Origin of the sequence: Nonomuraea sp. NPDC023979 (assembly GCF_040639085.1) — a bacterium.
Taxonomy (GTDB): Bacteria; Actinomycetota; Actinomycetes; order Streptosporangiales; family Streptosporangiaceae; genus Nonomuraea; species Nonomuraea ceibae.
On record NZ_JBEZZG010000001.1, the window covers coordinates 401,837 to 420,021 of the forward strand.

The following is an 18,185-nucleotide window of genomic DNA, read 5'->3' on the forward strand; positions in this document are numbered from 1 at the left end:
CATGCGGATCCTCGCGCCGCTGGCGTTCCTCGTGCTGCTCGCGGCCGCCGTGGCCGTGCCCGGCCTGTTCACCGCCGTGGACCCGCTCGCCGCCGACCCGGCCGCCGCGCTGGCCCCGCCCGGCGGCGCCCACTGGCTCGGCAGCGACCACCTCGGCCGCGACGTGCTGGCCAGGGTGGTGTACGGGGCCCGTCACTCGATCAGCATCGGCGTGGCGGCCACCGGCCTGGCGGTCACCGCCGGGGTGCTGCTCGGCCTGGCCGCCGGGCTCTCGCCCCGCTGGCTGGACGAGGCCCTGGCCCGCTCCTTCGACACGCTCTCGACGCTGCCGGAGCTGCTGCTGGCCCTGCTCGTGGTGGCGATCGCCGGACCGGGCACCGGCAGCGTGATCTTCGCGATCGCCGTGGCCCAGGTGCCCACGTACGCCCGGGTCGTCCGCGCCCAGACGTTCGTGGTGCGCCGGTCCGGCTACGTCGAGCAGGCCGTCACGTTCGGCCGCTCCCGGGCGGCCATCGTGGCCGGCCACGTGCTGCCGAACGTGCTCGGCGCGATCCCGGTGCTGGCCACGATCGGGCTCGGCACGGCGGTCATCGCCACCTCCGGGCTCAGCTTCCTCGGCATGGGGCCGCAGCCGCCCGCCGCCGAATGGGGCTCGATGCTCTCCGAGGCCCGCAACTACCTGCGGGTGGCCTGGTGGCAGGCGCTCTTCCCGGGCGCGGCCATCACGCTGACCGTGATCTGCCTGACCGTCACCGGCCGGCGCATGCAACGCCGCTTCGAAGGGAGGACGCCATGACCGTGAGCGCCGCGCCGCCGCTGCTCAGGACGCTGGTGGCGGTGGAGGACCTGCGGGTGCGCTTCGGCCGGGCCGAGGTGGTGCGCGGGGTCTCGCTGGCGGTGCGGGCGGGGGAGTGCGTGGCGGTGGTGGGCGAGTCCGGCTCGGGCAAGAGCGTGACGGCGCGGTCGCTGCTCGGCCTGGCCGGACCCGGCTCCACCGTCACGGCCGGCTCGTTCCGGATCGGCGGCCGGGACGCGCTCCGGTTCGGGCAGGCCGACTGGCGACGGCTGCGCGGCAGGTTCGCCGGGCTGGTGCTGCAGGACGCGCTCGTCTCGCTCGACCCGCTGCGCACGGTGGCCGCCGAGATCGCCGAGGTGCTGGCCGTGCACGACGTGGTGCCGCGCGCCCGCCGCCGGGATCGGGTGCTGGAGCTGCTCGCCTCGGCCGGGGTGCCCGATCCGGAGGCCCGCGCCGGGCAGCGCCCGCACGAGCTGTCGGGCGGGCTGCGCCAGCGGGTGCTGATCGCCTCCGCCATCGCCGCCGACCCCGAGCTGATCATCGCCGACGAGCCCACCACCGCGCTCGACGTCACCGTGCAGGGCCAGATCCTGCGCCTGCTCGCCGAGCGCAAGGCCGCGGGCACCGCGCTGCTGCTGATCAGCCACGACCTGGCCGTCGTCGCCTCGATCGCCGACCGCATCCTCGTGATGAAGGACGGCCGGGTCGTCGAGGAGGGCCCGGCGGACGAGGTGCTGCCGGACCCCCGGCACCCCTACACGCGCACGCTGCTGGCCGCCGTCCCGTCCGCCGCCTCGCGCGGCACCCGCCTGTCGGCCCCCGGCACGCCGGTGCCGCCCAGGCCGGTCACGGACGTCCAGGTCCTCGCCGGCACCGGCCTGACCAGGGCGTACGGGACCCGTAAGGCCGTGGACGGCGTGTCGTTCAGCCTGCGCGAGGGCGAGACCCTGGGGGTGGTCGGCGAGTCGGGGTCCGGCAAGACCACGCTCGCCCGGCTGGCCCTCGGCCTGCTCGAACCGGACGACGGCCGGGTCACGCTGCTCGGGCGGCCGTGGAGCGGCATGCCGGAACGGGCCAGGAGGCCGCTGCGGTCACGCGTCCAGCTCGTCTCCCAGGACCCGCTCGGCTCGTTCGACCCGCGCCACACCGTGGGCCGGCTCGTCGCCGAACCGCTCGGCCTGCCCCGCCGCGAACGCCGGGACCGGGTGCTCGACCTGCTGGAACGCGTCGGCCTGCCGCCGGAGCTGGCCGCCCGCCATCCGAGGGAGCTGTCCGGCGGCCAGCGCCAGCGCGTCGCCATCGCCCGCGCCCTCGGCCCCCGCCCCGACGTGCTGATCTGCGACGAGCCGGTGTCGGCGCTCGACGTGTCGGTCCAGGCCCAGGTGCTCGACCTGCTCGCCGACCTTCAGGCCGAGTACGGCACCGCCATGCTGTTCATCTCGCACGACCTGGGCGTCGTTCACCATGTCAGCCACCGCGTCCTGGTCATGAAGGACGGCCGGGCGGTCGAGGAGGGCGAGGCCGGGCAGGTGCTCACCCGGCCCGCGCACCCGTACACGCGGGCGCTGGTGGCGGCGGTGCCGAAACTCGGCTCGGCTCAGCGGAACGCCAGCCCGTCGAAGTCGCCGGAGGAGCGCCACTCGTCGATGAACCGGAAGTAGGCCACGGCTCCCTGCGGATGGCCGACCATGAGCCGGCCGGCGCGGCCCGGGTCCACGCCCTCGTTGTTGTAGTAGCCGGGCGTGCAGTCGGGCGAGCCCAGCAGGGAGCCGGCCCCGGACAGCAGCAGCTCCACCCAGGCGTCCTCGGCCTCGGCCGTGGCCTCGACCTGGGTGTGGCCGTGGTCGAGGGCGTGCTTGACGATCGTGGCGATCGTGCGGCCGGCCTCGGTGAGGTTGTGCGGGATGTTGGAGATGAGGTTCGCGCCCTGGGTGGGCTGGACGATGAAGGCGTTGGGGAAGCCGTGCACGTGGATGCCGTGCAGGGTGCGCATGCCGTCGGCCCAGTGCTCCGACAGCCGGACGCCGTCGCGGCCGGTCAGGTCGTAGCCGGCGCGGCGGGAGAACTCGGTGCCGACCTCGAACCCGGAGGCGTAGATGACGCAGTCGACCTCGTACTCCCTGCCGTTGGCGACCACCCCGGTCTCGGTGATGCGCTCGACGCCCTTGCCGTCGGTGTCGACCAGGTGGGTGCCCGGCTCGTTGTAGGCCTGCAGGTACTCGTCGTGGAAGCACGGCCGTTTGCAGAGCTGGCGGTACCAGGCCTTCAGCCGGTCGGCGGTCTCCGGGTCGGCCACGATCGCGTCGACGCGGGCCCTGATCTCGGCCATCTTCTCGAAGTCGGAGTCCTCGAACGCCTCCAGCATTCGCTCCAGCGTGCGCTCCCCCGCGGGCAGCTCGGCGATCCTGGCGCGGACGCGGCGGGCGATGTCGGTCCAGCCGTCCATCACCAGGTCCTCCTCCGCCAGGGCGCCGGTCTGGTTGGCGGTGAAGTTCTCCAGCCAGCGCTGCTGCCAGCCGGGCGTGGCGATCGAGGCGAACCACTCGGGGTCCGTCGGCCGGTTGCCGCGCACGTCGACGGACGACGGCGTCCGCTGGAACACGTACAGCTCGCCGCACGCCCTGGCCAGGTGCGGCACGCACTGCACGGCGGTCGCGCCGGTGCCTATGATCGCCACCCGCTTGCCGGCCAGCCGGTCCATCGGCGTGCCGAGCGCGTCGCCGCCGGTGTAGGCGTAGTCCCAGCGGCTGGTGTGGAACGAGTGCCCGCGGAACGACTCGATGCCGGGGATGCCGGGCAGCTTCGGCACGTGCAGCGGCCCGACGCCCATCGCCACGAACTGGGCGGTGAACGCGTCGCCCCGGTTCGTCGAGACGATCCACCGCGTCCCGTCCCAGGTCAGGTCGGTGACCTCGGTGTGGAACAGCGCGTTGTCGTACAGCCCGTACTGCTTGCCGATGCGCCGGCAGTGCTCCAGGATCTCCGGCGCGTGCGCGTACTTCTCGGTGGGGACGTGGCCGGTCTCCTCCAGCAGCGGCATGTAGACGTAGGAGGCGGTGTCGCACTGCGCGCCGGGGTAGCGGTTCCAGTACCAGGTGCCGCCGAAGTCGCCGCCCTTCTCGACGATGCGGACGTCGTCGACGCCGGCCTCCTTCAGCCGCGCCCCGGTGACGAGCCCGGCGAACCCGCCGCCGATGAACGCGACCGTCACGTGGTCGCGCCGCGGCTCGCGCGCGGTCATCGGGGTGTACGGGTCGTCCAGGTAGTGGCTGAGCTGACCGGTGAGCCGTAGGTACTGGTCGTTGCCGTCGGGCCGGAGGCGTTTGTCGCGCTCCTCCAGATACCTACGGCGAATGGCCTCTTTGTCCATGAACGCTCCTTCGGCGGCGATTCCAGAATGGCATTCGGAAATCGCCTGGACAAGGGTCGCTCAGGCCAGCGCGTCGCGCGTCCACGAGCCGAGCACCAGGAGCGTCTTGGTGCCCGTCACGTCCCCCGCCCGGCGCAACCGGTCGATGACCTGCTGCAGATGGCCGAGGTCGCGCACCCGGACGTGGATCAGCGCGTCGGGGTCGCCCGCGATCGTGAACACCGCCTGCACCTCCGGCACGTCCGTCGCCGTGCGGACGATCTCGCTGACCGGCGTCGTCCCCGGATACCGCAGCTCCGTGAACGCCTCGATGCCCCAGCCCAGCTTGGAGTAGTCGATCTGCACGCTGAACCCGGTGATCACGCCGAGCTCCCGCAGCCGGTCCACCCGCCGCTTCACCGCGGCCACCGACAGGCCGATCCGCTCGGCCATCTCCGAGAACGTCCGGCGGCCGTCCTCCCGCAGCAGCCGCAGCACCTGATGATCGATCTCGTCCACGACTGACATGCGCCAACCTCCTCCTGTGCGCAAAGAACATATGCATCCAGCGGCTTCCACTCCAACTATTTGCGTCTTCGGGCGGGTTTCTCCCCTGATACTTGCGCTCACCAGGGATGCGTTGCTGTGCTTGGGGTCCCCCACCGCACGACCGCCTGGAGGAACGCGTGAGTGTGTCCCTCGACGACAGATACGCCGCCGAGAGCGGCCGGGTGCTGATCTCCGGCATCCAGGCCCTGGTCCGCCTCACCCTGGAGCAGCGCCGCCTCGACACCGGACGCGGCCTCGACACCCGCGTCTTCGTCTCCGGCTACCAGGGCTCCCCGCTCGCCGGGGTCGACCTGGAGATGGCCCGCGCCCGGCGCTTCCTCGACGAGGCGGGCGTGGTGTTCCAGCCGGGCCTCAACGAGGAGCTGGCCGCCACCGCCGTCGCCGGCACCCAGCTCCTGCGCGAGCTCCCCGGCCGCCGCCACGCCGGGGTCACCGGCTTCTGGTACGGCAAGAACCCCGGCCTGGACCGGGCCGCCGACGCCATCCGGCACGGGAACGTGGCCGGCACCGCCGCGCTCGGCGGAGCCGTGGCCTGGATCGGCGACGACCCGGGCAGCAAGTCCTCCACCGTGCCCAGCTCGTGCGAGCCGATGTGCCAGAGCCTCGCCATGCCGCTGCTCGCCCCCGGCACCGTCGCCGAGATCATCGAGTTCGGCCTGCACGCCGTCGCGCTGTCGCGGGCCACCGGCCTGTGGACCGGCCTGAAGATCCTCGCCGACGTGGCCGACGCCTCCGCCACCGTGGACCTCGACAGCCTGCGCGCCGGCATCCCCGCTCCCGCACGCGCCGACGCCGGGCCGCCGCCGATCCTCGTCGGCCCCGCCTCGCTCGACGCCGAGCACGACATGCTCACCCGGCGGCTCGACCTGGCCCGCGCCTACGCCAAGGCGACCGGGCTGAACCGGGTCACCGCCGACTCCTCGCGCGCCACGCTCGGCATCGTCGCCTCCGGCACCTCCTACCAGGTGGTGCTGCGCGCGCTGGCCGACCTGGGCGTGGGCGAGCAGGACCTCGAAGCGCTCGGCGTCCGGCTCGTCCGGCTCGGGATGCCGTACCCGCTGGAGGCCGCCGAGCTCGTCGCCATGACCGCCGACCTGGAGCGGGTGCTCGTGGTCGAGGACAAGGTGCCGTTCATCGAGGGCCAGCTCAAGCAGGCGCTGTACGGCGGCGAGCGCACCCCGGTCGTCGTCGGGCGCACCGACGAGACGGGCCGCGAGCTGCTCACCGCGCGCGGCACCCTCGGCGCGGAGGCCGTCGCCTCGGCCGTCGCCGCGTGCCTCGGCCCCGACCGGCTGCCGCGGGCCACCGCGGCCCCCGCCGCCGCTCCTCCCAAGCGCCGGCCGCTGCTGCCCGTCGTGGCGGCGCGGACGCCGTACTTCTGCTCGGGCTGCCCGCACAACACCTCCACCCGCGCGGCCGACGACACGCTGGTCGGCGTCGGCATCGGCTGCCACGCGATGATCGCGCTGGACGGCAGCGGGCGCGGCCACCAGGTCGGCATCACCCAGATGGGCGGCGAGGGCGCCCAGTGGATCGGCCTGGCCCCCTTCACCGAGGACCGCCACTTCGTCCAGAACCTCGGCGACGGCACCTTCCACCACTCCGGCTCCCTCGCCATCAGGGCCGCCGTCGCTGCCGGGGTGACGATCACGTACAAACTCCTCTACAACGACGCCGTCGCCATGACCGGCGGCCAGCGCGCCGAGGGCCGCCTGGACGTGCCCGCGCTGACGCGGGCGCTCGCCGTCGAAGGGGTACGGCGCGTCGTCGTCACCACCCCCGAGCCCGGGACGTACAGGAACATCACGCTCGACCCGATCGCCACCGTCAGGCACCGCGACGACCTCCCCGACGTGGAACGGGAGCTCGCCGCGCTCGACGGGGTGACCGTGCTGATCCACGACGACCGGTGCGCGGCCGAGGAACGGCGGCTGCGCAAGCGCGGCAAACTGCCCGTCGCCGCCGAGAAGGTCGTCGTCAACGAGCGCGTCTGCGAAGGATGCGGCGACTGCGGGGAGGTGTCCACCTGCCTGTCGGTTCAGCCGGTGGAGACCGAGTTCGGGCGCAAGACGCGCATCCACCAGCCGTCCTGCAACTCCGACCTGAGCTGCCTCAAGGGCGACTGCCCGTCGTTCCTGCTGGTCAAGCCGGGAACCAAGCGCGCACGCCCGGTGCCGCAGCCACCCGCCACGCTGCCCGAGCCCGTGACGCGGTTCGCCGGCCGGTCCGTGCTGATCAGGATGCCCGGCATCGGCGGCACCGGCGTCGTCACCGTCTCGCAGATCCTGCAGATGGCCGCCCACCTCGACGGCCTGCACGCCGCCGGGCTGGAGCAGACCGGGCTCGCGCAGAAGGGCGGGCCGGTCGTCAGCGACGTCCGCATCTCCCCGCACCCGATCACCGGCTCCGTCCGCGCCGCGAACGGCACCGCCGACGTGCTGATCGGCTTCGACCTGCTCGGCGCCGCCGCCGACGCCAACCTGGCCGTCGCCACGCCCGACCGCACCATCGCCGTGATCAACACCACCGTCGTGCCCACCGCCGCCATGGTGACCGGCCGCGACCGGCTCGGCTCCGCGGACGGCGCGCTCGCCCGCGTCGAATCCGCCACCCGGCAGGCGGACAACCTGTACGTGGACGCGCACGGCCTGTCCGAATCCCTCTTCGACGACCACATGCCCGCCAACATGGTGCTCATCGGCGCCGCCTACCAGCACGGCTGCATCCCCGTCTCGGCCGACGCCATCGAACAGGCCATCCGGCTCAACAAGGCCGCCGTCGAGCAGAACCTGGCCGCCTTCCGCTGGGGCCGCGCCACCGTCGTCGATCCCCCCACCGCCCCCCACGCCGCCGAACCGAGCCTCGACGAGGTGCTGGCCGTCCGCGTCGCCGACCTGACCGGCTACCAGAACGCCACCTACGCCCGCACGTACGCCGACGAGGTCCGCCGCCTGACCGCCCGCGCCGTAGAACGCGCCGGCGAGGAGGCCGGCGCCCGCATCGGCCTCGCCTACGCCCGCGGCCTGCACAAACTCATGGCCTACAAGGACGAGTACGAGGTCGCCCGCCTCCACCTCGACCCCGCCGAACGGGCCAGACGCGAACAGGAGTACGGCCCCGACGCCGTCGTGTCCGTGCTCCTCCACCCGCCGCTGCTGCGCGCCCTCGGCATGAAGCGCAAGATCCGCCTGACGCGCACCGCCGCCCCCGTCTTCCACGGCCTGCGCGCCGCCCGCCTGCTGCGCGGCACCGCCCTCGACGTCTTCGGCTACGCCCGCGTCCGCCGGGTCGAACGGGAGCTGGTCACCGAATACCGTGATCTCATGCGAGACGCGCTCACCCGGCTCACCCCCGCCACCGCCGACGCCGTCGCCGAACTGGCCGCGTTGCCGGAGGTCATCCGCGGGTACGAGGACATCAAGCTCGCCCGCGTCGCCGAGTTCCGCGAGCGGGCCGCCAAGGCACTCGCCCAGCTGCCCGCCCCGGCCGCCTCGTCCTCGCCGACCGCCTCCACCCGGGAGATGCCGTGACCGTTGACCGCCTGCTGCCGGACCAGGACGCCCGCGACCTCATCGACCTCACCCGCGACATCGCCGACAAGGAGCTCGCCCGCCGCGTCGACGAACACGAGCGCGCCGAGACCTACCCCGAAGGGCTGTTCGCGACCCTCGGCGAGGCCGGGCTGCTCGGCCTGCCCTACCCCGAGGAGTACGGCGGCGGCGGCCAGCCGTACGAGGTCTACCTCCAGGTCATCGAGGAGCTCGCCGCCCGCTGGGCCGCCGTCGCCGTCGCCACCAGCGTCCACACGCTGGCCTGCTTCCCCGTCTTCACCTACGGCACGCCCGAACAGCGCGAACGCTGGCTCCCCGAGATGCTCGCCGGGCGGCTCATCGGCGGCTACAGCCTGTCGGAGCCCCAGGCCGGCTCCGACGCCGGCGCCCTCACCTGCCGCGCCGACCGCGTCGAAGGCGGCTACCGCGTCACCGGCAACAAAGCCTGGATCACCCACGGCGGCATCGCCGACTTCTACGCCCTCTTCGCCCGCACCGGCGACCGGAGCATCTCCTGCTTCCTCGCCCCCGGCGCCGCCGACGGACTCACGTTCGGCCGCCCCGAGGAGAAAATGGGCCTGCACGCCATCCCCACCACCAGCGCCCACTGGGACGGCGCCTTCCTGGAGGACGACCGCCTCCTCGGCGAGGAAGGACAGGGGCTGCAGATCGCCTTCAGCGCCCTCGACTCCGGCCGCCTCGGCATCGCCGCCTGCGCCACCGGCCTCGCCCAGGCCGCCCTCGACGAGGCCGTCGCCTACGCCAAGGAACGCCAGACCTTCGGCAAGAAGATCATCGACCACCAGGGGCTCGGCTTCCTGCTCGCCGACATGGCCGCCGGGGTCGACTGTGCCCGCGCCGCCTACCTGGACGCCGCCCGCCGCCGCGACGCCGGCCTCCCGTACAGCCGCCAGGCTTCGGTGGCCAAGCTGGTGGCCACCGACACGGCGATGAAGGTGACGACGGACGCGGTCCAGGTCTTCGGCGGGTACGGGTACACGCGTGAGTTCCGGGTCGAGCGATACATGCGCGAGGCCAAGATCATGCAAATCTTCGAGGGCACCAACCAGATCCAGCGCCTGGTGATCAGCCGACACTTGGCCAAGTAGCTTCTGACGTGCGAGAACCGAGCCTGCCGGTGGTGAGACATCCCGCTCTATTGTCGGGAGTAGGGCGCGACCCCACATAGGTAGACCGACTGCTCCAGCAGTTCTGGCGTCACCTTGACCCCGGTCAGGTACTCGGCCATCGCGAAGAACGACTCACAGCTGTGGTCGGCGTCGAATCCGACGTGCCGCCCGATCTCGCTGAATTCCTCTTCCCATGCGTTGTAGGACTCGATGTCGGAGAAGCTTGGCTCCAAGGCCAGGCGCTCCTGGCCGTCTTCCATCCAGAGGAAGTCTTCCTGCCCGTTGACATTGCGGAAATGGGACACCAGCCGGGTGCCCGCTGACAATCGTCCGGCGACGCCGGGCATGACGCCCATGAAGCCGTTGGGTTCGACGACGAACGCCCAGTCGTCGACGAGTGTGACCCCGAAGAAGTGGCTATACCCGGTGCGGGGTCTACCGAGGTCGGAAAACGCTGCCTTGATCAGGCCCTTGAGCCCCACGGGCGGAAAGCGTTCGGCACCGGTCCGGGCCAGGACCTGCTCAGGTGTCAGTCCGCGGACGAGGGTGAAACAGTATGCGTCCCGGAGGTCGGTGTACGCGTCGTACACGAATCGGTTGTAGGTGAACCAGGCATAGTCAGCGGCAGTCGCGATCACGCCGACATGCTGCCAGTCGGTAATGACAGAACCGGTCACCGGTGGCTACCCGTCGTGCCGTGGAGGATCAGAAAGTGAGCTCGCCGGTGCGGAGCAGCACCCATGCTTCTTCGTGCCATTCGGAGCGGTCGCCTGCCGGCGGCAATTCGACGCCCGCGCATCCGGCAGGGGCGGCGAACTGCTGCCGGAGCTGTTCCATGAGCTGTTCAGCCAGCCTGAGCGTTTGCGGCAGGTCGTCCGGGGCGTCGACGCTGAGACCGAGGACGGTCGCTCCGTCACGGGTGAACGTGATGCTCGCCTGGTAATGGTCGCGAGCCTTGAGATAGAGCGTGGCAACGTCGTCCGCGCCGCCTTGGGTGTGAGCCCGGATGTGGGTGTGGAGCCGCTCGTCATCATCGGCCGCTTTGACGTAGCTCTCGATGAATCGCCCGAGGACCTCGGAGCTGCACTCTGGCAGCCAGACGTAGACGTCGAGACACGGCGGCATGAGCCCAGCGTAGAGGCCGGAAATTGGGGACTTATTGTCCCAATTGACCAATGCGGTAAGTAATGCTTGCCCCCTGTCGTGATCCACTGCAAGCTGACCAAGGCGTCACTTCCCATCGGACCTCCTCAGGCAGAAGGGGACCACCGCATGAAGCTACGGCACGTGATCATCGCCTCGACCCTCGCTCTCCCGACCGCTCTCACCCTCGCCCTGGCCACGGCCCCGGCGCAGGCCGTGACGTGTTCCCGGGGCTGGGGAACTGACCTGCACTCCGCCTGGATCGACTGTGACAACGGGAACACGACAGGAACCTTCCGGCTGAAGGTGCAGGTCTGCGCCAGCACCGGATGCGCCTGGCGCTACGGCCCGTGGAAGTACTACCAGGGCGGCGGCGCGTCGACCTACTCCGACATGGGCACGTGGGTGAACACGAGCAGCATCACCTACGAGCCCGGCCCGGCCGGCGGCTTCGCGCCCGTCGACTGACCGGCCGTGGTGATCCGACTCGGGGCTGCGTGCGGCGCGGGGAAGGGTCACCACGAGGCTTCGGCCAGGAACTCCGACAAACACGGCGGGCGGTGGGCGGGGTCGGGTCAGTATGATCGCGGCAGACTGTCTCGCATACCCCCCAGGTAGGACCTTCTGTGCGATACGTGCCGCCTCCTCCGCCTGTCATCGGGCCGCAGGACTGGTCGTTCATGTGTGGGCTGCTGGCTGTCAGGACGGCGGACGAGCTGGCGTCGCGGCCGTTCGTGCCGAGTCCGGCGCGGCTGGAGCCGGGGGAGCGGGCGCTGCTCGTGGCTCCGGCGCAGCGGCACCTGTGGAAGCCGCAGAGCCCGGTCGCGTACCGGCGGAGCAACATGTTCGCCTTCGGGTCGCTGTCGTTCGTGATCGCGGCGCATGCGGTCAACGAGGCGGCCAACGCGCTGCGTAAGAGCAAGGCGGTGGCGGAGGCGCAGGGGCAGTGGGTGGTCGACGGGGCGGGGCCGTTGACCGTCACCACGCAGGGCGCCCATTTCACGCATCCCGATATGTGGGCGCATTTCGCGTGGGGGCGGGCCGAGTTCTGCGACATGGACGCCGCCGACCTGTTCCAGATTCACATGGTCGACGACGTGACGGGGAACCGGATCGGGTTGCGGTTCCGGACCATCTGGGCGCCGTTGGTGTTCGTGCTCACGGCGTTGTCGTCCCAGCCCGGGCATCCGCGGCTGCATGACCGGTCGTGGGTGCCGCCGCATGTCGCGCACATCCATCCGGAGATCCCCGCGCTGGTGGCCGACGCGGCGCTCAGGCTGGCCACGGGGCAGGGGGCGTTCCTGGAGCGGAATCGGTATCGGGGGCTGCACGGGTAGAGGATGCCGGGGTCGCCGAGGGTTCGGCGGTGAGGTGGGAGTGCAGGGAGTCGAGCATGGCGTGCCAGCCGGTGCGGTAGTCGGCCGCCGGCTCGCGGCGCACCGGGCGGTGCAGCAGCACGAGGCGGGTGCCGTCGCCGTCGGGGGCGAGCTCCCAGCGCACCCGTGACTCGGGTTCGCCCGGCCAGAGCCAGGTGTGCTCGACGAGCCGGCCTGGCTCGACCGCGAGGACCGCGCCCTCCGCCCGGCCCTCGTCGCCGAAGTCGAAGGTCACCGTGCTGCCGGGCTCCGGCCGGAGGGTCACGCCGGGAAGCCATTCGCCCTGCTGGGCGGGGTCGGTCAGGGCGGACCAGACCCGGGCCGGCGGGTGCGGCAGGCGGCGCTCGAACCGGATCTGCCACTCGCCGTCCGGCCCGAGGCCGAGGGTGCCGCGCCGGTCGTCCGGGGCGGGGGCGGTGTCGTCGTGCATGGTCAGGTGTCCTCCAGCCGGTCGAGGTGGCGTTCGAGGGAGTCGAGGCGGCCGGCCCAGTTGCTCCTGGTGCGCTCGATCCAGGCGCCCGCCTCCTCCAACGGGCCCGGGTCCAGCCGGTAGAGGCGGCGCTGCGCCTCGTTCCGGTACGTGACGAGCCCGGCCTCACGCAGCACCCGCAGGTGCTTGGACACGGCCGGGCGGCTGGTCTCGAACTCCCCGGCCAGCTCGCCGGCCGTACGCTCGCGCTCGGCCACCAGCTCCAGCAGCCTGCGCCGGACCGGGTCGGCCAGCGCCTCGAACACTCCCGTTCTCACCCGCCCTTTGTAGCCTACGGGTTACGTAACCCGCAAGTTACGCAAGCCGGTCCCAGTCGTCACGCGCGGCGGCGATTGCGTCCTTGTGGTCGCGGGACCAGTCGGCCAGCGCCGACACCATGCCCGCCAGGCTCGCGCCCATCTCGGTCAGCCGGTAGTCGGTGCGCGGCGGGATGGTCGGGTAGACGGTCCGCTCGACCAGGCCGTCACGGCACAGCCGCTTGGTGGTCACCGTCAGCATCCGCTGGGAGATGCCGGGGATGGCCCGCTCCAGCTCGCGGAAGCGGCGCGTGCCCTTGGCCAGCTCGACCAGCACCAGCACCGTCCACCGGTCGCCGAGCCGGTCGAGCACGTCGCGGATCCCGCAGTCGTCGTCGCCGCACGGGCCGCTGACCTGCGGGCTTATCGCGGTGTTCGTGGCTGACACGAAAGTGCCTCCTTATGGGCCTGCCGTCCGGTGTGGATGAATCTGCACCACATGTCAACAGCAAGGAGCAGCAGATGATTCTCGTCACCGGTGTCTCCGGCGGTCTCGGCGGCCTGATCCACCGCGGCCTCACCGGCCAGGACGGCATCGAGGTGGTCGGCGGCACCCGCGCGGGTGACGGGGTGAGCGCGCGCCGGATCGACTTCGACGACCCGGCGTCGCTCGCCGACGGGTTCCGCGGCGCGCACGTCCTTGTGTTCGTCTCGGCCGGCTACGCCGAGGACGACGTCGTGCTCGCCCGCCACGGCGCCGTGGCCGACGCGGCCGAGGCCGCGGGCGTCCGGCACGTCGTCTACACCAGCCTGGCGGCCTCCGGCGACCTGATGACGATCGCGCTGCCGCACCGCTGGACCGAGTCACGCCTGGCCGCGGCCCCGTTCGACGTGACGATCCTGCGCAACGGCCTCTACAGCGAGGTCCCCGTCGGACTGGCCGCCACCGCCGCCGCGTCCGCCGGGCAGAGCGGCGTGTTCGCCGCGCCGTTCGGGGCCGGCAAGGTGTCGGTCGTCGCCAAGGAGGACCTGGCCGACGTCGCCGTACGGGTCGCCGCCGACATCCACCGGGACCTCGCCGCGGGCCGCCCCAGCCGCCACGCGGGCAGGACGTACGAGCTGGAAGGCGTCGAGGCGATCGGCGGGCAGGACATCGCGGACGTGCTGGGCGAGGTGCTCGGCCGGCCGGTCGGCTACCGGCCGGTCCCGCTGTCGGCGATGCGGGAGCTGCTCGCCGGGAGCGGCCTGGAGCCCTACCAGGTCACGCACACGCTCTCGCTGTTCTCCAACCTCAACGCCGGCTTCCTCCAGGCCCGCCGCACCGACCTGCCCGCCCTCCTGCCTGCCGCCCCCCGCCCGATCCGCGGCCGCATCACCCGGGCCGTCCGGGAAACGCTCGCCGGCTGAGCCGGTTCAGCGCTCGCAGACCACGCCGTCGCCGTCGCGGTCCTGGTACCAGGCGTACTCGGGGTCCTGGCCCCGGTAGTACGGGCCGTAGCCGGCGCGGTTGGCGTCGCCGCAGGTGCGGAACCGCGGATCGGTGCGGGTGTCCGGCTGCGGCTTGGTCGGGGCCGGAGTCGGGGCCGGAGTCGGGGTGGGCGTGGGCGTGGGGGAGGCGCCGGTCCGGTCGCACGTGCCGGACCAGATGCGCAGCCGCTCCCGCTGGGCCTTCTTCTGCTCGGCGCGCATGACCTTGATGTAGCGGTCGTTGGGCCGGTAGAGGACCGCCCTGCCGTAGCCGTAGCGGACGAGGTTGCGGTTGACGTGCACGCCCTTGGCGTTCCACACGTAGTAGAGCCAGCGGCCGTACCGGTCCTTGGGGTCCTTGTCGGCCACGAGGTAGGCGACCTTGCCGAGGGGCAGCAGCGCGGCCGTCCTCGACGTGGCGGTCTTCGACCAGCACTGGCCGCGTTCGGGGGTGTCGACCTCCAGGAGGCGGACGCGGAGCTTGGTGGCGCCGCGCGTGACGTCGATCGTGTCACCGTCCACGATCTTCGCCACGCGTACGGACACCGCGCCCCCGGGCACCCCCTTGGGCGCGCTCCCGGCGTCCGCCGGCACGGCGACGACCGCCGGGAACACCGCCGAGGCGGCGAGAAGGGCTGCGGCTGATAAGTGGACGCGCATCATGCGTCTCCAGCAGATAGAGGGATCTAACTGCCTATAGACGCCTATGGGACGGAGGCGGTGTACGCGGCTCTAGTGGAAGGCGGGCAGGCCGGTGAGGGCCTTGCCGAGGACGAGGGTGTGGATCTCCGAGGTGCCCTCGTAGGTGAGCACCGATTCCAGGTTGACCGCGTGCCTGATGACCGGGTACTCCAGCGTGATGCCGCTCGCGCCGAGGATCGTGCGGCAGGTGCGGGCGATGTCCAGGGCCTCGCGCACGTTGTTGAGCTTGCCGGCGCTGATCTGTTCGGGGGTGATGGCGCCGGCTTCCTTGAGGCGGCCGAGGTGGAGGGCGAGGAGCAGGCCCTTGCCGAGCTCCAGGGTCATGTCGGCGAGCTTCTCCTGGGTGAGCTGGTAGGAGGCGAGCGGGCGGGCGAACACCTCGCGGGAGCCGGCGTAGTCCAGGGCGGTCTCCAGGCAGTCGAGCGCCGCGCCCATCGCGCCGAACACGATGCCGTACCGGGCCTCGTTGAGGCAGCCGAGCGGGCCGGACAGGCCGCGCGCGCCGGGCAGCATGGCGTCGGCGGGCAGGCGTACGTCGTCGAGGACGAGCTCGCTGGTGACGCTGGCGCGCAGGGACACCTTCCGCTTCAGGTCGTGGGCGGTGAAGCCGGGGGTGCCCGCCGGGACGAGGAAGCCGCGGACGCCGTCGTCGGTCCGCGCCCAGACGACGGCGACGTCGGACACGGAGCCGTTGGTGATCCACATCTTGGCGCCGTTGAGCACCCAGTCGGAGCCGTCGCGCCTGGCGGTGGTGCGCATGCCGCCGGGGTCGGAGCCGAAGTCGGGCTCGGTCAGGCCGAAGCAGCCGATGCGCTCGCCGGCGGCCATCGGGGGCAGCCATTCGCGCTTGTGCTCCTCGCTGCCGTACTTCCAGATGGCGTACATGGCGAGCGAGCCCTGCACTGAGACGAGGCTGCGCAGGCCGGAGTCGGCGGCCTCCAGCTCCAGGCAGGCCAGCCCGTACGAGACGGCGCCCAGCCCGGCGCAGCCGTAGCCGTCGAGGTGCATGCCGAGGACGCCGACCGAGCCGAGGGTGCGGGCCAGTTCGCGGGCGGGCAGCTCGCCGGTGTCGAACCATTCGGCGATGTGCGGGCGGATCTCCTTGTCGCAGACCTGGCGCACGGCTTTGCGGATGTCGCGTTCCTCGTCGGTGAGGAGGCCGTCGATGGCGAACAGCGTCGAGGGATGCACGGGGAAGCCCTTCCTGTATTTTGGATCCAAAATCCAAATATGTCACAGGAAGAGGGGCGTAGCCATGGGCGGGGCGTTGAACGGGCTGCTGATCGCCGACTTCAGCCGGGTCCTGGCCGGGCCGTACGCCACGATGCTGCTCGCCGACCTCGGCGCGGACGTGGTCAAGGTCGAGCGGCCCGGCGGCGGGGACGACACCCGCTCGTGGGGGCCGCCGCACGACGCCGACGGGGTGGCGACCTATTACCTGGCCGTCAACCGCAACAAGCGCTCGATCGCCCTCGACCTGCGCGACCCCGCCGGCCTGGAGGTGGCCACGGCGCTGGCCGCGCGCGCCGACGTACTCGTGGAGAACTTCCGGCCGGGCACGATGGACCGACTCGGCCTCGGCTACGACAGGCTGCGCGGGCTCAACCCGGGGCTGGTCTACTGCTCGGTGACCGGGTTCGGCACCGGCAAGGGCGCCGAGCTGCCGGGCTACGACCTGATCGCGCAGGCCGTGGGCGGGCTGATGAGCGTCACCGGAGAGCCTGACGGGCCGGGCACGAAGGCGGGCGTCGCGCTGGTCGACGTGATCACCGGGCTGCACGCGGCGCTCGGCGTGCTGGCCGCGCTCCGCCACCGCGACGCCACCGGGCAGGGGCAGCGGGTGACGGTGTCGCTGCTGTCGTCGCTGCTGTCCGCGCTGACCAACCACGCCTCCGCGTACGCCGCCGCCGGGGTGGTGCCGAAGGCCATGGGCAACCGGCATCCGAGCATCGTGCCGTACGAGGTGTTCCGGGCGGCCGACAGGCCGATCGTCATCGCGGCGGGCAACGACCGGCAGTTCCGGGCGCTGTGCGGGGTGCTGGAGCGGCCCGACCTGGCGGCCGACGAGCGGTTCGGCACGAACGCCGGCCGGGTGGCACACCGCGAGGAGCTGGTCGCCGAGCTGAACGCGACGCTGGCCACGCGGGGCGCCGACGACTGGTTCGCCGCGCTGACGCCCGCCGGGGTGCCGTGCGGGCCGATCAACGACCTGGCCGAGGCCTTCGCGCTCGCCGCCGAGCTGGGGCTGGAGCCGCTGGCGGACGGGCAGGTGGCCAACCCGATCGGCCTGGACGTGACGCCGCCCGCCTACCGGCTGGACCCGCCCGAGCTGGGCCGGGACGAGCAGTGGGTCCGTGGGATATTGGGCCAATGACCTCTCGCCGGCCGCCCACGGCTCAGCAGTTCGTCCTGGAGGAGCTCAGGCGGGCCATCACCACCGGCCGCCTGCGGCCGGGCGAGCCGATCCGGCAGGAGGTGCTGGCCGACGAGCTCGACGTGAGCCGCGTCCCGCTGCGCGAGGCGCTCAAGACGCTGCAGGGCGAGGGCCTGGTCGGCCATCGAGCGCACCGGGGCTACTACGTCGAGCAGCTCTCGCTCGACGACCTGCGCGAGGTCTATCTCATCCGCGACCTGCTGGAGGCCGAGGCCGTCCGGCGAGCGGTCGGGCGGCTCACCGACGCCGGGCTGGCGGCGGCCGAGGCGGCGCAGGCCGAGGTCGAGCGGGCCGCCGAGGCCGCCGACGTGCTGGCCATGGCCGAGGCCAACCGGCGCTTCCACATGGCGATCTTCGAGTGCGCGGGGCTGCCGCGCCTGGTGCGGCTGATCAGGACGCTGTGGGACTCGACCGACGCCTACCGCTCGGTCTACTACGCCGAGGAGGCCAACCGGCGGCGGGTCATCGAGGAGCACCGGGCCACGCTCGACCTGCTGCGCCGCCGCGACGCCGAGGGCGCGGTGGCGCTGCTGGCCGGGCACCGGGCCGCCGCGGTCGAGGCGATCGAGTCGGTGCTCGGGTGAGCTGACCGGGCGGGCGTCAGCCCCGGTCGCGGGCCGCGCCGTCGACGACCTGGTCGATGTGCGCGGCCAGCTCGACGTCCTTGGCGGTCACCCCGCCCGCGCTGTGGGTCGACAGGCGGAAGCGGATGCCGGAGTCGGTGCGCTCGATCTCCGGATGGTGGTCCAGCGCCTCGGCCTCGTTCGTCACCGCCTGGCGCAGCCAGTCGAAGTTGTCAGGCGTGATCGGGATGTCCCTGGTCAGCGCCGTGCCGTCGCGGCGCCAGCCCTCCAGGCCCGCCAGCGCCGTGTCGATCTCCTCGTCCGTCAGGAGCTCGGCCATGGTGTCCCCCCGTGTCGGTTGCCGTACACGTACCACGG

19 protein-coding genes are annotated in these 18,185 nt (G+C 72.3%); 9 read left to right on the top strand and 10 right to left on the bottom strand.

The genetic code is table 11. The features are described 5' to 3' along the window. Position 1: 1 nt before the first annotated feature. Together AB0G11_RS01960 and AB0G11_RS01965 are read left to right on the top strand one after the other, a co-directional pair. Positions 2-796, top strand: coding sequence for an ABC transporter permease (locus AB0G11_RS01960; protein ID WP_357583328.1), 795 nt, complete (start codon positions 2-4; stop codon positions 794-796). Continuing rightward, positions 793-2,457: an ABC transporter ATP-binding protein gene (locus AB0G11_RS01965; RefSeq protein ID WP_357583330.1), complete on the top strand. Its 1,665-nt coding sequence runs from the start codon at positions 793-795 to the stop codon at positions 2,455-2,457. The genes AB0G11_RS01960 and AB0G11_RS01965 overlap by 4 nt, the downstream gene beginning before the upstream one ends. Here AB0G11_RS01965 and AB0G11_RS01970 read toward each other — a convergent pair. Together AB0G11_RS01970 and AB0G11_RS01975 are read right to left on the bottom strand one after the other, a co-directional pair. Continuing rightward, positions 2,394-4,166, bottom strand: a complete 1,773-nt coding sequence (locus AB0G11_RS01970) for an NAD(P)/FAD-dependent oxidoreductase (protein ID WP_357583332.1) — start codon at positions 4,164-4,166, stop codon at positions 2,394-2,396. The two genes, AB0G11_RS01965 and AB0G11_RS01970, sit on opposite strands and share 64 nt — an antisense overlap. Positions 4,167-4,226: 60 nt before the next feature. Further along, a complete protein-coding gene (locus AB0G11_RS01975; RefSeq protein ID WP_219508519.1) occupies positions 4,227-4,673 on the bottom strand; it encodes an Lrp/AsnC family transcriptional regulator in 447 nt (148 codons plus the stop codon). 107 nt (positions 4,674-4,780) lie between these two features. On the opposite strand from AB0G11_RS01975, the gene AB0G11_RS01980 reads away from it, so the two are divergent. Together AB0G11_RS01980 and AB0G11_RS01985 are read left to right on the top strand one after the other, a co-directional pair. Continuing rightward, positions 4,781-8,245 carry an indolepyruvate ferredoxin oxidoreductase family protein gene (locus AB0G11_RS01980; protein ID WP_357583333.1) on the top strand — a complete coding sequence of 1,155 codons (3,465 nt, stop codon included), beginning with the start codon at positions 4,781-4,783 and terminating at the stop codon, positions 8,243-8,245. Next, complete coding sequence (locus AB0G11_RS01985) at positions 8,242-9,375, top strand: acyl-CoA dehydrogenase family protein (protein WP_357583335.1); 1,134 nt, start codon at positions 8,242-8,244, stop codon at positions 9,373-9,375. Before AB0G11_RS01980 ends, AB0G11_RS01985 begins: the two co-directional genes overlap by 4 nt. A gap of 47 nt (positions 9,376-9,422) precedes the next feature. Here the strand turns inward: AB0G11_RS01985 and AB0G11_RS01990 are convergent, their stop codons facing one another. After that, positions 9,423-10,073, bottom strand: coding sequence for a DUF6461 domain-containing protein (locus tag AB0G11_RS01990; protein ID WP_357583336.1), 651 nt, complete (start codon positions 10,071-10,073; stop codon positions 9,423-9,425). A 28-nt stretch (positions 10,074-10,101) separates the two neighbouring features. Continuing rightward, positions 10,102-10,521 carry a hypothetical protein gene (locus AB0G11_RS01995; protein WP_357583338.1) on the bottom strand — a complete coding sequence of 140 codons (420 nt, stop codon included), beginning with the start codon at positions 10,519-10,521 and terminating at the stop codon, positions 10,102-10,104. A 147-nt stretch (positions 10,522-10,668) separates the two neighbouring features. On the opposite strand from AB0G11_RS01995, the gene AB0G11_RS02000 reads away from it, so the two are divergent. Together AB0G11_RS02000 and AB0G11_RS02005 are read left to right on the top strand one after the other, a co-directional pair. Next, on the top strand, positions 10,669-11,007 hold the full coding sequence (locus AB0G11_RS02000; protein WP_219508526.1) for a hypothetical protein: 339 nt from the start codon (positions 10,669-10,671) through the stop codon (positions 11,005-11,007). Between the two features lie 212 nt (positions 11,008-11,219). Next, positions 11,220-11,876: a hypothetical protein gene (locus tag AB0G11_RS02005; RefSeq protein ID WP_357583340.1), complete on the top strand. Its 657-nt coding sequence runs from the start codon at positions 11,220-11,222 to the stop codon at positions 11,874-11,876. Here AB0G11_RS02005 and AB0G11_RS02010 read toward each other — a convergent pair. The 3 genes from AB0G11_RS02010 to AB0G11_RS02020 are packed head-to-tail and all read right to left on the bottom strand — an operon-like array spanning position 11,812 to position 13,089. Continuing rightward, on the bottom strand, positions 11,812-12,345 hold the full coding sequence (locus AB0G11_RS02010) for an SRPBCC family protein (protein WP_219508528.1): 534 nt from the start codon (positions 12,343-12,345) through the stop codon (positions 11,812-11,814). The two genes, AB0G11_RS02005 and AB0G11_RS02010, sit on opposite strands and share 65 nt — an antisense overlap. A gap of 2 nt (positions 12,346-12,347) precedes the next feature. Then, on the bottom strand, positions 12,348-12,662 hold the full coding sequence (locus AB0G11_RS02015; protein ID WP_308125917.1) for a metalloregulator ArsR/SmtB family transcription factor: 315 nt from the start codon (positions 12,660-12,662) through the stop codon (positions 12,348-12,350). 37 nt (positions 12,663-12,699) lie between these two features. Beyond that, positions 12,700-13,089: a helix-turn-helix domain-containing protein gene (locus tag AB0G11_RS02020; protein ID WP_308125918.1), complete on the bottom strand. Its 390-nt coding sequence runs from the start codon at positions 13,087-13,089 to the stop codon at positions 12,700-12,702. Between the two features lie 74 nt (positions 13,090-13,163). Here AB0G11_RS02020 and AB0G11_RS02025 point away from each other — a divergent pair, with 74 nt between their 5' ends. Next, entirely contained in the window at positions 13,164-14,048 is an 885-nt protein-coding gene (locus AB0G11_RS02025; protein ID WP_357583342.1) for an NmrA family NAD(P)-binding protein, read from the top strand. Positions 14,049-14,054: 6 nt separating this feature from the next. Here AB0G11_RS02025 and AB0G11_RS02030 read toward each other — a convergent pair whose 3' ends face one another. Both AB0G11_RS02030 and AB0G11_RS02035 read right to left on the bottom strand, forming a co-directional pair. Further along, positions 14,055-14,771, bottom strand: coding sequence for a thermonuclease family protein (locus AB0G11_RS02030; RefSeq protein WP_357583344.1), 717 nt, complete (start codon positions 14,769-14,771; stop codon positions 14,055-14,057). A gap of 69 nt (positions 14,772-14,840) precedes the next feature. Next, a complete protein-coding gene (locus tag AB0G11_RS02035) occupies positions 14,841-16,001 on the bottom strand; it encodes an acyl-CoA dehydrogenase family protein (protein WP_357583346.1) in 1,161 nt (386 codons plus the stop codon). A gap of 64 nt (positions 16,002-16,065) precedes the next feature. On the opposite strand from AB0G11_RS02035, the gene AB0G11_RS02040 reads away from it, so the two are divergent. Together AB0G11_RS02040 and AB0G11_RS02045 are read left to right on the top strand one after the other, a co-directional pair. Further along, positions 16,066-17,184, top strand: a complete 1,119-nt coding sequence (locus AB0G11_RS02040; protein ID WP_219508530.1) for a CoA transferase — start codon at positions 16,066-16,068, stop codon at positions 17,182-17,184. After that, positions 17,181-17,828, top strand: coding sequence for a GntR family transcriptional regulator (locus AB0G11_RS02045; protein WP_219508531.1), 648 nt, complete (start codon positions 17,181-17,183; stop codon positions 17,826-17,828). Before AB0G11_RS02040 ends, AB0G11_RS02045 begins: the two co-directional genes overlap by 4 nt. Positions 17,829-17,844: 16 nt before the next feature. Here AB0G11_RS02045 and AB0G11_RS02050 read toward each other — a convergent pair whose 3' ends face one another. Next, complete coding sequence (locus AB0G11_RS02050) at positions 17,845-18,147, bottom strand: 4a-hydroxytetrahydrobiopterin dehydratase (protein ID WP_219508532.1); 303 nt, start codon at positions 18,145-18,147, stop codon at positions 17,845-17,847. Between the last annotated feature and the right edge of the window lie 38 nt (positions 18,148-18,185).